This is a genomic window from Prevotella vespertina (assembly GCF_009728485.1).
GTDB classification, from domain to species: domain Bacteria; phylum Bacteroidota; class Bacteroidia; order Bacteroidales; family Bacteroidaceae; genus Prevotella; species Prevotella vespertina.
In genome coordinates, this window is record NZ_VVIQ01000018.1 from 1 (window position 1) to 13,850 (window position 13,850).

At 41.0% G+C, this 13,850-nt stretch carries 13 protein-coding genes and 1 rRNA gene; 1 reads left to right on the forward strand and 13 read right to left on the reverse strand.

Features of this window, described 5'->3' with window-relative positions:
* Positions 1 to 541: 541 nt before the first annotated feature.
* The 12 genes from F0475_RS11480 to F0475_RS11535 all read right to left on the reverse strand — a co-directional run bounded on the left by F0475_RS11480 (position 542) and on the right by F0475_RS11535 (position 11,848).
* The gene (locus tag F0475_RS11480) at positions 542 to 1,006 is read right to left on the reverse strand and encodes an HU family DNA-binding protein (protein ID WP_155716739.1); all 465 of its coding nucleotides are present in this window, start codon (positions 1,004 to 1,006) and stop codon (positions 542 to 544) included.
* A gap of 261 nt (positions 1,007 to 1,267) precedes the next feature.
* Positions 1,268 to 2,878, reverse strand: a complete 1,611-nt coding sequence (locus F0475_RS11485; protein ID WP_155716740.1) for a hypothetical protein — start codon at positions 2,876 to 2,878, stop codon at positions 1,268 to 1,270.
* 22 nt (positions 2,879 to 2,900) lie between these two features.
* Complete coding sequence (locus F0475_RS11490) at positions 2,901 to 3,104, reverse strand: hypothetical protein (RefSeq protein ID WP_155716413.1); 204 nt, start codon at positions 3,102 to 3,104, stop codon at positions 2,901 to 2,903.
* A gap of 402 nt (positions 3,105 to 3,506) precedes the next feature.
* On the reverse strand, positions 3,507 to 4,136 hold the full coding sequence (locus F0475_RS11495) for a porin family protein (RefSeq protein WP_155716741.1): 630 nt from the start codon (positions 4,134 to 4,136) through the stop codon (positions 3,507 to 3,509).
* Between the two features lie 94 nt (positions 4,137 to 4,230).
* Positions 4,231 to 5,274: a type IX secretion system ring subunit PorN/GldN gene (gene porN / locus F0475_RS11500; protein WP_155716742.1), complete on the reverse strand. Its 1,044-nt coding sequence runs from the start codon at positions 5,272 to 5,274 to the stop codon at positions 4,231 to 4,233.
* Between the two features lie 79 nt (positions 5,275 to 5,353).
* The gene (porM, locus tag F0475_RS11505; RefSeq protein ID WP_155716743.1) at positions 5,354 to 6,943 is read right to left on the reverse strand and encodes a type IX secretion system motor protein PorM/GldM; all 1,590 of its coding nucleotides are present in this window, start codon (positions 6,941 to 6,943) and stop codon (positions 5,354 to 5,356) included.
* A gap of 65 nt (positions 6,944 to 7,008) precedes the next feature.
* Complete coding sequence (gene porL / locus F0475_RS11510; protein WP_009434691.1) at positions 7,009 to 7,806, reverse strand: type IX secretion system motor protein PorL/GldL; 798 nt, start codon at positions 7,804 to 7,806, stop codon at positions 7,009 to 7,011.
* Entirely contained in the window at positions 7,806 to 9,287 is a 1,482-nt protein-coding gene (gene porK, locus F0475_RS11515) for a T9SS ring complex lipoprotein PorK/GldK (RefSeq protein ID WP_009434689.1), read from the reverse strand. Before porK ends, porL begins: the two co-directional genes overlap by 1 nt.
* 9 nt (positions 9,288 to 9,296) lie before the next feature.
* A complete protein-coding gene (locus F0475_RS11520) occupies positions 9,297 to 10,235 on the reverse strand; it encodes a PorP/SprF family type IX secretion system membrane protein (protein WP_314868896.1) in 939 nt (312 codons plus the stop codon).
* A 132-nt stretch (positions 10,236 to 10,367) separates the two neighbouring features.
* Positions 10,368 to 10,589 (reverse strand): DUF2795 domain-containing protein, encoded by a 222-nt coding sequence (locus F0475_RS11525; RefSeq protein WP_004337463.1) that lies wholly within the window; start codon positions 10,587 to 10,589, stop codon positions 10,368 to 10,370.
* A gap of 52 nt (positions 10,590 to 10,641) precedes the next feature.
* On the reverse strand, positions 10,642 to 11,238 hold the full coding sequence (locus F0475_RS11530) for a cob(I)yrinic acid a,c-diamide adenosyltransferase (RefSeq protein ID WP_155716747.1): 597 nt from the start codon (positions 11,236 to 11,238) through the stop codon (positions 10,642 to 10,644).
* A 1-nt stretch (position 11,239) separates the two neighbouring features.
* Positions 11,240 to 11,848: a hypothetical protein gene (locus F0475_RS11535; RefSeq protein WP_155716745.1), complete on the reverse strand. Its 609-nt coding sequence runs from the start codon at positions 11,846 to 11,848 to the stop codon at positions 11,240 to 11,242.
* 314 nt (positions 11,849 to 12,162) lie between these two features.
* Between F0475_RS11535 and F0475_RS11540 the strand changes: the two genes are divergently transcribed.
* Positions 12,163 to 12,834, forward strand: a complete 672-nt coding sequence (locus tag F0475_RS11540) for a hypothetical protein (protein ID WP_155716746.1) — start codon at positions 12,163 to 12,165, stop codon at positions 12,832 to 12,834.
* Positions 12,835 to 13,740: 906 nt separating this feature from the next.
* Here F0475_RS11540 and rrf read toward each other — a convergent pair.
* Positions 13,741 to 13,850: ribosomal RNA gene (gene rrf, locus F0475_RS11545) — 5S ribosomal RNA — on the reverse strand; the annotation flags it as partial.

Genomic DNA, 13,850 nt, shown 5'->3' on the forward strand with positions numbered 1-13,850 from the left:
TAGTTTCCCTATCCTGTAGGCTGGTTCTTCCTTTTGACAACAAAGGTAATGAATCAACCTTGCTTCCTAAAGGGGATTATACCCTGTTTAAGTTTCTTGCTGCAAACTTAGAGTCCTTCTGTCTAAACCCTATGTTACTATCCCCCTATGTTCGTATGTTACTCTGTCTTCAGAGCCTATGTCATTAAATAATATGTTCTTCTGTCATTTTGTCTCTAAATCCCATGTTCTTCTGTCTCACACAAAAGCCTCACCCCGTTAGCTGGGGGTGAGGCCGTACCACGGAGCGAGAGAACCAAATTAATACACTAGTTTTGAAAGACATTAATTTCACAATTAATATAATCGATTGTCTTATTACAGAACGATTGATACCCTAAATCAACCTAAAATGCTCCCGTGGTACTGCCTCCCCAAGCCCCTCCAAAGGAGGGGATGTCTTTAACCCCCTCACATATCTCTAGTTGTTTCAAACTATATCCAATAAGGACATCCCCTCCTTTGGAGGGGCTTGGGGAGGCTTCTTTTTGGGGGTGGGGCTTTACCCTGCCACTGGTCCATTCTCTTCTTTATTCTCCTTTTCTTTCGGTTCGGGGTCGGGGGTAGGGCTTTTCTTTCTAGCTGGATTATCCACAGACACCTCCGCAGCATGGGCAGCCTCACGCATTTTAGCTTTAGGGGTGAAGATAATCTTAGGAGTTTTGAGCGTGGCAGCTGTCACGTCCTTCATGTCGTCCATCATCTTTGGTGGGAAGTAAATGCGAAGCGAACCGAGGTCGCCAAGGTCAATACTGGCACCCATCTTCAATGAGCGGCACGCCATCTTACCCAACGTGATAAGCGTGTTCATCACGTCACCACGCGAGAGCGATGTCTCGTCCATAATCATGTCGCAAAGTGCATCAAGCGTCATGTGTTGGTTACTCTTGGGCACAGCATAGTACACCGTCTGTCCCTTCTTCTTTCCGATTGTTTGTTTCTTTGATTTTACTTCGAACTCTACCATAGCATTATACTTTTAAATGGTTTATAAATATGTTGTTAAAACTAACTCTTCCATTGGCATTCCACACTTCGTTTCAAGGGTGTTTAAGACTCTTCATCAAGAGTGTTTAACACTATTGATCAAAGGTGTTAAACACCTACAGCCAAGAGTGTTTAACACCTTTGAGACTCGTTATTCTATATCCTATTTCAATCACCTTACAGCGGCTTCCAAGGTGTCGCCTTTTAGAGGGCGACACTGGTAAAGGAGCAAGCGCGAGGACTACTGAAACGACGGCTCGACCCTGAACCCGTAGCTGCGGGGGTAGTAGTCCACATTGACCTGACCACTGCTGAAGTACAGGTAGTACGCGCGGTAGCTGTCCCATGGGTAAGCACTTGACGACCAATAGTTGCCGTAGATGCCAAAGACGAACAGCTGACCAGAGTGGTAGTCACCCAAGGCGGGCAGGTAGAAGTAATTGCCTGCATCGGCTGCGGATGGGAGACCGGAATTGTTGATACTACTGCTGTTGTTGTGGTAGCTCTTGTATGTTGTACGCATGTCGGTTGAACCATCGGCAGATTTCTCTGTGTTGTAATGACCCTCTGCCAGTAGCACAGACTTCTTCTTAAACCACATACCGCCTTTGTATAAGTGACCCATTGCTGTCCATAGCTCATCTGCGTCCCTACGTGGATCACCGTACATTGCATACCAAGACATCTCGTTGGCGTTAGGAAGGTCTTTACATGAAGTGTGGGTAGCAGGGTTACTTACGCCATAACCTGGATAATACTCGTTGTACCAACGAGACACATCACTGTTACTCTGGGGCTTATTTGGAGAACTGTTATTGTTTAGTGTTGGCTGACCTGTATTTCCTGACAAGTGTCTTGTCCATTCGTAACCATACCAATATTGCTGCTGTGCATCCCACATATAATAATGGTCTCCATCATAATCATGCGGGTCTAGATTTGCAGTTATATCCTGAATTGAACCAGCAGTACAGTTAAGCGTGACAATCTTTGAGACTGTTCCCTCTATCGGTCCATCTGGATTGTCTGTTGTATTGCGAAGCCAATAGCGAATACGGAAAGTATGTGTACCAGGAGCAACGACTGCGTAGGTTGCATTCTTGCTCATATCGTCAGCAGAGTTATCTATTGCGAAGCCTGAACCAGTGGTTACTGTAATCGCCTTTGAACCACCCGAAGCGAGGGTGAGAGTTCCATTGGCAGCAATATTGTAAGTTCCCGCAATATCATCATCGCTCATAATCTCAACCTTAAACAGCTTACTGCGATTTACGTATGGGTTACTTGAGCGAGGGATAAAACAGAGATAGGCAGCCTTATGATTAAGGGTGAATTTGTAGTTGTTAGCTGTGGCAATTCCAAAATCGCCCGATTCACCAGCATGGTCGAAGTTGTTTGGGGCAGACTGTGTTTGTGTTGCCTTTATCTCTACTTGTGGTTGCGTCCCCGAAACAGCCTTGTTTGTATAAAGAATATCGTGTGTAGAACCTGTATAAGTACCAGAGAGGGCAAACATTCCTTGTGCCTTATTAGTAGCAAAGGGGAATGTTACAGCTCCACTTTGCCGCCAGTTTCCTCCATCGTCCTTTACCCATATCTTGTCTGTGCTGCTCCAATTTACAGAAGCACCCGCGCCTTTTGTGTGGTTAAGGATGGCTGTACGTGTTGTTGTCTCTGGCTGGGAAGTGCCTGTAAAGACAGTTGCGCCAGCAGGAGTGTTATCTTTCTTTTGCTTTTCATTCTGTGCAACGTCATCATTCGCACAGCTGGCAGCAAACAATAAGGCTGCGAAGCCGTAACATATACCTCGCATTACTGAACCAATAGTCGTTCTCTTCATAAACCTATTCATTTCTTTTCCTTTCTGATAATTCTTAATCGTTTTCCGTACTATTCCAAGAAGTCCCACCTTGGTCTTCCTCTTCATCGTTAAAAAAATTACGTTTTGCATCGCCCGTTACTACACCAGGTTGAATTGTACCAGCATTACCACTAGCATGAACCAAGAGAGCTTCTGTCTCCGTACAAACAATGTTGCACTGGGGCTTTTGATAAATCTTTCTTTCAATTACCATCATTTCGTTTAATTTTAAAGGATACGGAGTCAGCGTATCCTACTTGTTTATTGATTAAAATAGCTGTTATTTCGTTCTTATTTTGCTCTAAATCTACTTCACAAAAGGGCATAAAAAAGCGAACAAAGGAAACTCCTAGAAGTCCTTTGTTTACAGGGGTTACGGCACGCTTCGCGCGCGCGTATGCGAGAAGAAAAAATGTGTTATTAGACGCTAGGTGCGAATGTGTGTGTTAGCAAATTATTTGGATTGACCAAAGATAAAGTGCAAAAAGATGCAAAGAATTCGATAATTCTTTGCAGTACTTCGTTCACTTGATATGTCATTGCTAATTGTTTCACGGCGGTAAAGGTATAACTTTCCTTTAGAACTGCCAAATAATCAGCGAAGAAATATCGAAATAGACTAGAAGAAATAGGCTACACCCACCTGCCAAGAGTTGTGGCGACTACTCTTCTTATTGAATACAGACGTTGCAGCATCAGTTGCTGATTTCCACGTTGCATGCCCTGTCTTTCCGCAGGCAATATTGTAATTCGCACTCACTTGCAGGTGCTTAAATGCGGTAACACCAAAACCAAGGTTGACACTGAAGTTACTATTCTTCAAAGCGTATGTACTCTTCATGTTCCATTGATATTCTTTCTCACCAATGTTGAAAGCAACCTGAGGTCCACCAAAGATGAATACACTTGCCATGCTACCTAAGCCGATAGAGTAACGAGCATTCACTGGAATTGCAATCTGCTGTTGCTTAACAGTCTGCGTCATCGTGGCATAATCGAGTTTTGCAGCACGATAATCGTATAGAACAGAAGCATCCATACCTAAACCAACAACGGGTAATGTGAATTTCACCGTTGGTCCAATGAACCAGCCAGCTTGATTTGTTTTATCAAAGACTTCACTATCAAAGTAGAAATCACTCACATTCAATCCTGCTTTTACACCAAACTTCAAAGGTTCGTCAGCGTGAACAGGAATGGAGAAGAGAAACGATAGGACTAATAAAGCCGATGAAATAATTTTCTTCATAATCATAAATATTAATGATAAAAGAACTAATGACTATACATTAATCGTTCTCAAATGGCTTTTATTACCTAATTGAAGAAATTTAACAGCTATGTTAATGACGCTCACGGCGAACTGTCACTCGTGCAGGAGACACGCTCGCACTCCCACTGGAAGATGGGCGACGTGTGCGCCTAACGCTACTTGTCGAGGAACTTGTACGACGACCACGAACAGTTCGTTTGCTTGCTTTCGCTGTATCTTGACTTGCCGCAATACTATCAAGACTATCCTTACGAGCTGGATCACCATAGATATGCTTCTCAAAATCAGCAAGCTCACGCTCTATCTTCTTCTGTTCTGCAGCCATTGCAGAATCGTTTGGACAATATTGTGCAAGCGTCTTCCCTAACAGATTGGTGGTCTTGTAAATCTTTCCTTTGTATAAGTTCATCGTGAAATAATCATCCACACTCATCGTAGCAGCATTGTTTAAGTTGCTAGTCATCATGGTTTGCTTAGAGAGGAAAGGAGCAAGGTCGTCATAGCGAACCCAGAATAATGGGTATTTAACCTCTCCATCTCCGAAGTCATCTTCGCGATACATGATTGGACAAAGCGCCACTACCTTACGATGGAAAGTTGATGTACCTTGGTCATAATAAGCACTTTCCTTTAGATAATATCCTTTTACCTCGCTCGAAGGAATATCACTATTATCAAGACGGATGCCATGGTCGGTGCGTTCATAATAGATATGATAGTTGTCAAGGAACTGCAAGGGCTTTACACGGGCAGAGTCGGTAAAGACCTCGTTACCATCCATTCGATAATTATAAGCGGCAATCCCTCCTCGATTAGGACCATTCATCATCAATTTAAAGATATAAGTAAAAAGGTTCATCTGTGATCCTACGGGTTCAACAGGATAATAGAGTCCTGCATTCGCATCCTCATCCAACTTCAATTCACGATAGATATCACGACGCCAAACAACATCTTCTTGCAAAGGAGCAGCTGTTGGGAAAGATATCTGCGCACGTGTAGTAATCGTGTTAGCAGGCGATTGCGCCCTTTGCTGGTTACGTCTAGCAGCAGGCTGAGCACTGATGGCTAGTGCAAAGAAAACCGTACAGGTTATGAGAAATATCTTTTTCATTGTTTCTTTGTTTTATCTTTATGAGAGGAAAGAAGACCATCCCCTATATTATATTCAGCTAGTTTTGTCTAACAAATAGTTATCGAACAATAACCTCCATGTTGCGCCCATTGAGGGTTCGAGTGATTCCATCAGGTCCATGAACAACAACATTGGTAATATAGAAGCGCTTGTTACGACTCAACTGACGGAACTGCTCCTTCTGTTGAGATGAGAAGGAAGCGCCATTACTAGCCAATGGAACAGCATTACCCATATTATCAAAGAAGACAACACGGAAGCTTGTCACAGTGAACGGAATATCAAGTAATCCATCATCAATAGCCGCATGAATACCCGGAGCACCCATTAAGGCTGCTTTAGATAATGGTCCACTCTTAAAGCGATCCCCTCCCATAGCAATGTAAGGAGATGGGTCTGGTAGCTTACGGACACGGAACTGATAAGCACCAACCTTGCGCCCCTTGGCTGATACAGAAATGGTAACAGGACTGCCGACTGCTGATGGTCGTGCTATGAAATGACCGCCACCACGGGCAATAAGTGTACCTCCTGACATCGTTGCCTGTACATCGTTTTGAGAGGTATTAGGAATACTTATGGTGATTGGATTATCAAATCCAGCATACAATACATTCATCAAATCAGCTGCAATTGTAGCCATCCCATCGAAAGGAGGTGTCTTTTGCATACCACTAGGATTAATGTATTGCTTAGGTTGTGGTCCACCAGTAACCCAATAGTCTTGTGCAAAATTACGGCGCAAAACATTACCTGCCATATCCTTCATAAGCATGTATCCACTCAAAGTATGCTTACCAGGAGCGCCAGCTTTCACGGTCACTTGATTCCCTTGAATTAGTTGACCATTAACATACACCTGTGGTTGTTGGGTAGAATCTACTGCTGCCATAAACATTTGAGCAGTCATGGTTTCACCTGGATAGAGACGAGTTTGACTCGGAACAACGAATGCTTGCAATTTGTTAACACGTAAATCCTTCAAACCAACATTAGCCACTAATGAGTGCAGGACTTCGCCTTCTGCATAACGAACGTCGCTCTGTAACTTTGATAACAATGTTACAGCAGCTGCAACAGGCATATTCTCGAACATATACTCCTCCCAGTTCTTTCCCATTGAGTGTTTCGGCACTGTCGTTGAGAGGTTACTTGCAATAATTTTCTTCTGCTGTGGATCTGTTACAAACTGTAAGATTCGACTGCGATAACTATTGATTGCATTGTATAACTTGCGCCCTTGCCCATTAGCAGGGTTCAACATTATATAACTGGCAGCCTCCAGATTGTCTTTACCTTCAATGTGCAAAGGATCACCTTTTTCACCATCTGCTTCACGGACAATGGCAACCTTCAATGACTGAGCATAATTATAGAGAGAATCACTCATCTCTCTAACCGTCGATGCCATCATAAACCACTCCTTAACCTTCTGTGGATTCTTCTGCATCATTTGGTCTAGTTCACCAAAGATCGCTTCATTCTCTTTCGATGAGTTATTCGTTGTACGATTCAAACTCTCCTCAACAACAGAGAAGCCATTGAGTACCTCCGTAGAGATATTCAATGCCAACATTGCCATGAGGACAACGTACATGAGGTTAATCATCTTCTGGCGTGGGCTAACCTTTTTCTTTTTAATAGCCATTAATCTTATTTATTAGTATTGAAGAGTATCTTTTACGGAACCTCCCCTTACCTTCATCTTTCTGTTTATAAGCTTTCAGGAGTTGATTGTTGTGTAGCCGCCCCTGGTGCAGCAACACGCATATTAACAGTCATTGCCTCAATCATACGAGCGTAAATACTATTAAGTTGCTCTATCTGGTGAGCCATCTTACGGGTTTGTTCATTAATCTGATCAATAGTACCAATCTGCTGACTTGCTCCCTTAAGTTGCATTTCATAAACCTTTGCAATACCTGTAAGAGTACGATTGAGGTTCTCCATCTCTTCACTATCACGTGTAAGACGCTGACTCTGATCGTTCACCTTACCCAACATCTCTGTCAAGTTCTGTAATGCAGAGACGTAATTTGTTTGTGCCTCTACCATCTCTGGCGTTTGTTGTTGAGCATCAGCAATAGCCTTACTCTGTTGTCCAACAACTGCAGCTGCTATGTCATCAGCAGATGGCATAGCCTGCTGTACACGCTCAACATCTACTGATGAAACCGCAGAATATTGTGGTTGCACAGCTGAAGAAGTAGACCTATTCTCTTCTTTCCCAGCTAGGTATTCATCTGTAACATGCGTCGGCAGCTCACGACCATCATCTGTTTTATCAAACGGACGATCGAATGCAGAGAGGAAAAACACTATAACCTCAGTACCCATACCAAGGTATAGCATGATGTTAGCACCCGGTAAGTGAGTAAGCTTAAACAAGGCACCAAGGATTACAATTGATGCTCCCCAACTATAACCATAATTGAGGAATGTTTGTCCAGGGACACTATCCATCCACTTTTGTAGATGGTAAATGAAGTTGAATTTACTATACTGTGTCATTATCTTTTCCTTTTCTTACTGCTTTTTTTATTCTCTTTTGCTGCTTCACTAGATGAACTTGCGAGGCTACGAACACAACGGAATCCAATGTAACTACGCGGTTGATTCTGGTATTCCCAAGTACGCCATGCACTTCGAATGTAACTCTCAGGATCCTTCCAACTGCCACCTCTCACACTCTTCTTCTTGAGTCTATAAGGGTCTTCTTTAGCAGCTTTATAGTCTAACTGTGGGTTTAAGTCATTCATCGCATCCACACCTGCTTCAGTATAAACGGTACTTGTCCATTCAGCAACATTACCTGCCATATCATAAAGACCATTGGAATTGGCACCATAAATGCCCACCTTACTTGTAATCAAGTTTCCATCCTTCGTGTAATTACCACGATCTGGCTTGAAGTTAGCATAGAAACAACCATTGCCATTCTTAACATTCTGGTTGTCCCAAGGGAACTCGTCTTGATTCTTTCCACGTGCAGCATACTCCCATTCTGCCTCTGTCGGCAGTCGATAACGCTGTACATAACGAGCCTCACGACCTAATCCTTTCAATAGATATTCCGTCCTCCAAGCACAGAAAGCATTGGCTTGCTCCCATGTAACTCCCACTACTGGATAGTTATTATAGGTTGGATTGCTGAAATAATTACGTAAGTATATCTCATTATCAGAGTTTCGGAAGTCGTTTACCCAGCAAGTTGTATCTGGATAGATATTAACGATGTAAGTATTCAAGAAGTCCCAAGGACCTGTTAATGGGCGGTTGATTGTTTCTTGGTGAATGTTTCCTTCATCATCAACATAGGCTGTATCCTTAGAAATCATCACTACTTCACTAGGATCAACCTTTATATCTGTATTCAAATTACGCTCCTGTGGATTCAAACGATTACGACGCAAAGCCGCTGTTGTATAGTCATAAATCTCATAGCGATAATTCATCTGTTTCGCATCAAGACTCTTCTCCCCTGTTACAGGATTAGTAACAAACATACTTTCATAAGCTCTTTGCTCATCCTCATTGAACTTTCGTGGCAATCGTTTATTCCAATTGATATGAGGCTTAACAGGGTCACCATTCTTATCTTCTGTAATCATATAGGTTTCATCTCCACCATAAGCAGGATCTGCCAAACGTGTACGAAGAATGGAATCACGCACCCACTCTACAAATTGCTTATACTCGGAATTGGTTACCTCGGTCTCATCCATCCAGAAACCATCTACAGATATATCCTTTACTGGAGTCTTCTTTCCCCAAAGAGAATCTTGTTTGTCTAAACCCATGTGCAGCCATCCACGCTTTACAAGGGTCATACCATAAGGTGTTGGTTCACGGAAGCTACCACCTCCTCCAACACCAGTGACCTCACCACCGCGACCTGACGTTGATGCTGTTTTACCAGAAAAACAACCAGTGAGAGTGCCTAGAAAGAGGGTGCTAAGACAAATGGTTAATATACATTTCTTCGTTTTCATATATCGTTCTTATAGAAATCTTACACTTTTATGTTTGTTTCGACCTTTCTTCTGAAGGTTTATGTCTGTTTGATAACTTACAAACAACTCATGACTACCATTGCCAAGAGCTGCAGAACCGGTGTACATCTCATAGCTATACCCAACATTTATCCCATGAAAAGTACCACCAACATAAGCAGTGACAGAATTTGTTGGACTATAAGAGACGCCCCCATATAGGACTTTCTTATCATTCGTATAGACCAAACGTGCCGTTATATCTGCCCGATAAGCAGTACCATCATAGCGTGCCAAAACAGACATTGGTATACTTAGAAACGGATTCCTCAATTTTATATTGTATCCTCCTGTCAAATAATAGGTACGATCTATTTGAAATTGGTTTCTGTCACCAAGTTCTAGCAAAGGGGCATTTAGATGCTGAACAGATATTCCGGTATACCAGTTTTTGTGAGTGTAATAAAGTCCTACTCCTAAGTCAAGACTATTACCATTACCCTCTGTTGTAAGTAAAGCGGGGTCATTTGCCTCCGCAGGATCTAGCTTACTACCATCAAACTTATCAAACAGAACACCTACTTGCACACCTGCTGACAGCATTCCTCCCCATAAGTTCTTACGAAAAGCATATTGTCCTGCTATCCGTTGATGTGTGAAAGCTCCTATTTTATCATTCAATATTGACACACCCACGCCATGGTATTGTTTCATGAAATAAACAGGCATATCCCCCCCCACATAGAAAGTATTTGGATTATGCTCATAGCCTGCAAAGTCTAAAGCATAGGCTCCAATAACATTTAATTTATTATCTTTTCCAACAGTTGCAGGGTTGAACGACGGCTCCATAGCCCAATAGTGACTATAGGACGGATCGAACTGTGCTTTGACTGAAATTACTGCTAAGCTCGTCAGAATGATTATAAGAAATAAGCGTTTAAACACGATTTTATAACGGAGGATATAGCTGTTTATTGCTAGCAAAGGCAATTTTTATTTATGGTATAAAGTCTTCTAGAGCAATAAAAAAGGTTACTCACATCTTATCTATGAGTAACCTTTTCTTGCTTTAATGTCTTAATATTCGTCTTCATTCCATAAGAAATCATCCTTAGAAGGATAATCTGGCCAAATATCTTCTATGCTATCGTAAACATCTCCTTCATCTTCTATCTCTTGCAAGTTCTCTAGAACCTCAAGAGGTGCACCTGATCGCATAGCATAGTCGATTAACTCGTCTTTTGTTGCAGGCCATGGAGCATCTTCCAATTTAGAGGCCAATTCCAATGTCCAATACATATTCTTATTTTTTTACATGTTCTTAGTTCGTGCAAAAGTAATATATTATTTCCTATCTACAAGCATTTTCCCACGTTTTTTCACTATTATCAGTCTTTATGTTTAAATAACGTGACAAAACAAAAAGATAATCTGATAATCTATTCATAAAAGGAAATATATTTTCAGGAATTTGAGCTATTTTAGATAGTGTGATAATACGTCTTTCTGCACGACGACATACTGTCCTACAAACGTGACATTGGGCTGACATATGGCTACCACCGGGATAAATGAATTCGTGTTGAGCTGGAATTGACATCATCATCTCATCTATCTTTCCTTCTAACCTTATAACCAAGGAGGCTACAGAAGGTAGTTTTGATAGAGTTGAGTTGTCTTTTGCTAACTCTCCACCTATCACAAAAAGTTCCTTCTGAACATCTTCTAAGAAAGAAACAATCGAAGACTTCAAGTCTTGCTGATTCTGTTCTCCACTACGAATATTACTCATTGAAGATGATTGAAGATACGATTTTAACAATCCAATATGGGCATTCAACTCATCAATAGTTCCATAGGATTCTACCCGTATATCGTCTTTTGAAACTCGTTTACCACCACATAAGGAGGTCATACCTTCATCACCTGTCTTTGTATATAGCTTCATTTTAGAAATTAACAATGTAATCTTGCTTTATCATGGACTTATTCAGAAAGATTAAACCACAATAATATAAATCAAAGGTTATACCAGTACGATTGTCAGCAATCAACCTTTTCCAGTATGCCCGTGTCTCTTTATCACGTTTTATATGTTCTAGAATCAAGACAGATGTAGATGGGAGTAACTCGATTGCTTTATCAATAAACTCACGATAGTTACCTCTTAAACTAACACGAACGATTGTATTATCACCCACCTTATCAAGTATTTGTGCGTATTTTTCAGGTCTTATCCCTTGAGAAATAGACTGATAAAGCGTATTCTTAGCTCCTGTCAATACATAAATCTTATAACAGGAGGAGGAGGGAAGATAGTCTATAAAGCTATGAGGTTGCTGGAAATTAGATATACGAAAATAGAGTTTACAAAGTTTACGAACCCGCTTATCAATCCCATAGACCTGTTGCTTTAATTGTGCATACTTATAATATGGATAATGCTCATTCACAACATAACGAATAAACTTATATGCCCAAGGCGATTGTACACCGAACCCTCGAGAGTACTGTGCACGTCTTAGCCATACAACGGATCGTTTAATAAAGTATATCATATTAATGATTATGCGACTAACAAAAGTAACGCTTTTTTCTTAAACATCATATACATACCACATAAAAACAATAAAAAATCATACATATTAGGTACGCTTTTCTTCCCTATAATAGCTATTACTAATACAGAAAGGCACTTCTTCAACCAAAGAAGACGCCTCTTTAAAGGCAAGGAAAGGCTCTTCTTGAACGGAGAAGAGCCTCTATTACGATTCTTCACACCTACACATCAAACAAAAGATGGAACAAAAAATAACGATGAGCTGTAATTTTATTACCTTTGCAGTAATATAATTAAAATCTACATCACAATATGAAAAGAAGATTCTTAGTACTACTATTAACTGGTATTGCTCTCTCGTTGAACGCTCAACAACCCAAACACGAATTAATATGGAGCTTCGGATTAGGGGACGAGCCACATTTGAAGAGTGTTAGAAACAATTACGTTAAACAGTTTCAACTTGAGGATGATGCTTCATTATTCTCTTCGTTTCAGAATATCAGCAGCTCTCTTAACATGGAATATATCTATCATCTGAATAAGAGATGGGCGGTAGGAGCAGATATTAGCTATACTGAAGCAGCTGCAAAAGGAGCACATCGACCATTGACTGAAGAAGAGAAGGATAACCCTTTCAGACTTATTTTTGAAGGACTTTTCTACTCTATATTCCCTAATGACGAACTGAAATTATCGAGTAAAGCATGGACTGTTATGCCAGAAGTGCATTACACATGGCTCGGAAATAGGAACTTTACACTATATTCAAAGGTCGGGATGGGGATAAGCTACTATCAACTAAGATCAAAAAGTAGCAACTTTCCTAATATCAAAGAGAATAAAATGAGACTTGCCTACCAATTATCGCCTGTTGGCATAGAACTTGGAAGGCATCGCCTCCGCTTCACTTCAGAGCTAGGCTATGGTCTGCAAGGTATATGGAATATTGGTCTCGCATATTATATAGGTAAGAGCAATTAAACACATAGCACAAGAAACTCAAAAAATTGTTCGCAAACAAATTTTATCCTGTCTTAGAAGTGCTTCATCTTGGTGCTTTCATAAAGTCTTATTGGCGTAAGATTATTAAGGTAAGACACTCTTGATGCGCATCCAACATATCTTGGAAATTACTCTCTATCAGCATTACTCCCCTACGGACGGTGAGGGATTGTTCGGAGAGAAGTAGGGAGAAAGTTGGGGAGAGGATAACTAAAACTTTACAACCTTTAGCCTCACTCAATATACAAACATGATTATAAAAAAATTTATTAAAGTTGATGTAAACAGAAGTTGTACGTTATCTCAATCATTGTAAAGCAACAATTTACTGAAATCTCAGCTTTTCCTCGCCTATATAAGAATAACATTCAGCAATCCAACCTACCATCAACATTATCGGTGCTCTGCATTAATACATCATGTGTTTAGCCTAAATACTACATGCTGCAGCATTAATTCTTCTTGCACACGTACCACTTTCATCATTCAGTACTTGTCCAACTTTTCAGTAAGAAACTACTGCTTGTGTGACCAAATACTTGTCTCTAAATATAAAGTACTATCATTTTAAGCAAAAAGTACTATCGTTTCATCAAAAACGGAGGTACGTTTTATTAGAAACGGAGGTACGTTTTACTAAAAACGGAGGTACGATTGGTAGAAATCACTAAAATAATATTGAGGCTCATTTGTGGTATTTCTGCAATTACTCTCTATCAGTATGACTTTCTTGCGGATAGTGAACATCGCTCGAAGAAGGCTGAGAGAGGATTTAGGAGAGGAGGTTGAGGAGTAATAAGGTGATAGAATTGAGAGTGAAGCCACAAAAAAGGGAACAAAAAAAGAGAGCCTCAAAGATTTCTCTTCAAAGCTCTCTCATATTAAAGAAGGCGGCCACCTACTCTCCCGCATTGCATTGCAGTACCATCGGCGCAGACGGGCTTAACTTCTCTGTTCGGAATGGGAAGAGGTGGAACCCCGACGCAATAACCACC

Bases quoted from the DNA above. Each gene is read 5' to 3' on its own strand.
- F0475_RS11480 (WP_155716739.1), bottom strand. From the start codon at position 1,006: ATGGTAGAGTTCGAAGTAAAATCAAAGAAACAAACAATCGGAAAGAAG.
- F0475_RS11485 (WP_155716740.1), bottom strand. From the start codon at position 2,878: ATGAATAGGTTTATGAAGAGAACGACTATTGGTTCAGTAATGCGAGGT.
- F0475_RS11490 (WP_155716413.1), bottom strand. From the start codon at position 3,104: ATGATGGTAATTGAAAGAAAGATTTATCAAAAGCCCCAGTGCAACATT.
- F0475_RS11495 (WP_155716741.1), bottom strand. From the start codon at position 4,136: ATGAAGAAAATTATTTCATCGGCTTTATTAGTCCTATCGTTTCTCTTC.
- porN (WP_155716742.1), bottom strand. From the start codon at position 5,274: ATGAAAAAGATATTTCTCATAACCTGTACGGTTTTCTTTGCACTAGCC.
- porM (WP_155716743.1), bottom strand. From the start codon at position 6,943: ATGGCTATTAAAAAGAAAAAGGTTAGCCCACGCCAGAAGATGATTAAC.
- porL (WP_009434691.1), bottom strand. From the start codon at position 7,806: ATGACACAGTATAGTAAATTCAACTTCATTTACCATCTACAAAAGTGG.
- porK (WP_009434689.1), bottom strand. From the start codon at position 9,287: ATGAAAACGAAGAAATGTATATTAACCATTTGTCTTAGCACCCTCTTT.
- F0475_RS11525 (WP_004337463.1), bottom strand. From the start codon at position 10,589: ATGTATTGGACATTGGAATTGGCCTCTAAATTGGAAGATGCTCCATGG.
- F0475_RS11530 (WP_155716747.1), bottom strand. From the start codon at position 11,238: ATGAAGCTATATACAAAGACAGGTGATGAAGGTATGACCTCCTTATGT.
- F0475_RS11535 (WP_155716745.1), bottom strand. From the start codon at position 11,848: ATGATATACTTTATTAAACGATCCGTTGTATGGCTAAGACGTGCACAG.
- F0475_RS11540 (WP_155716746.1), top strand. From the start codon at position 12,163: ATGAAAAGAAGATTCTTAGTACTACTATTAACTGGTATTGCTCTCTCG.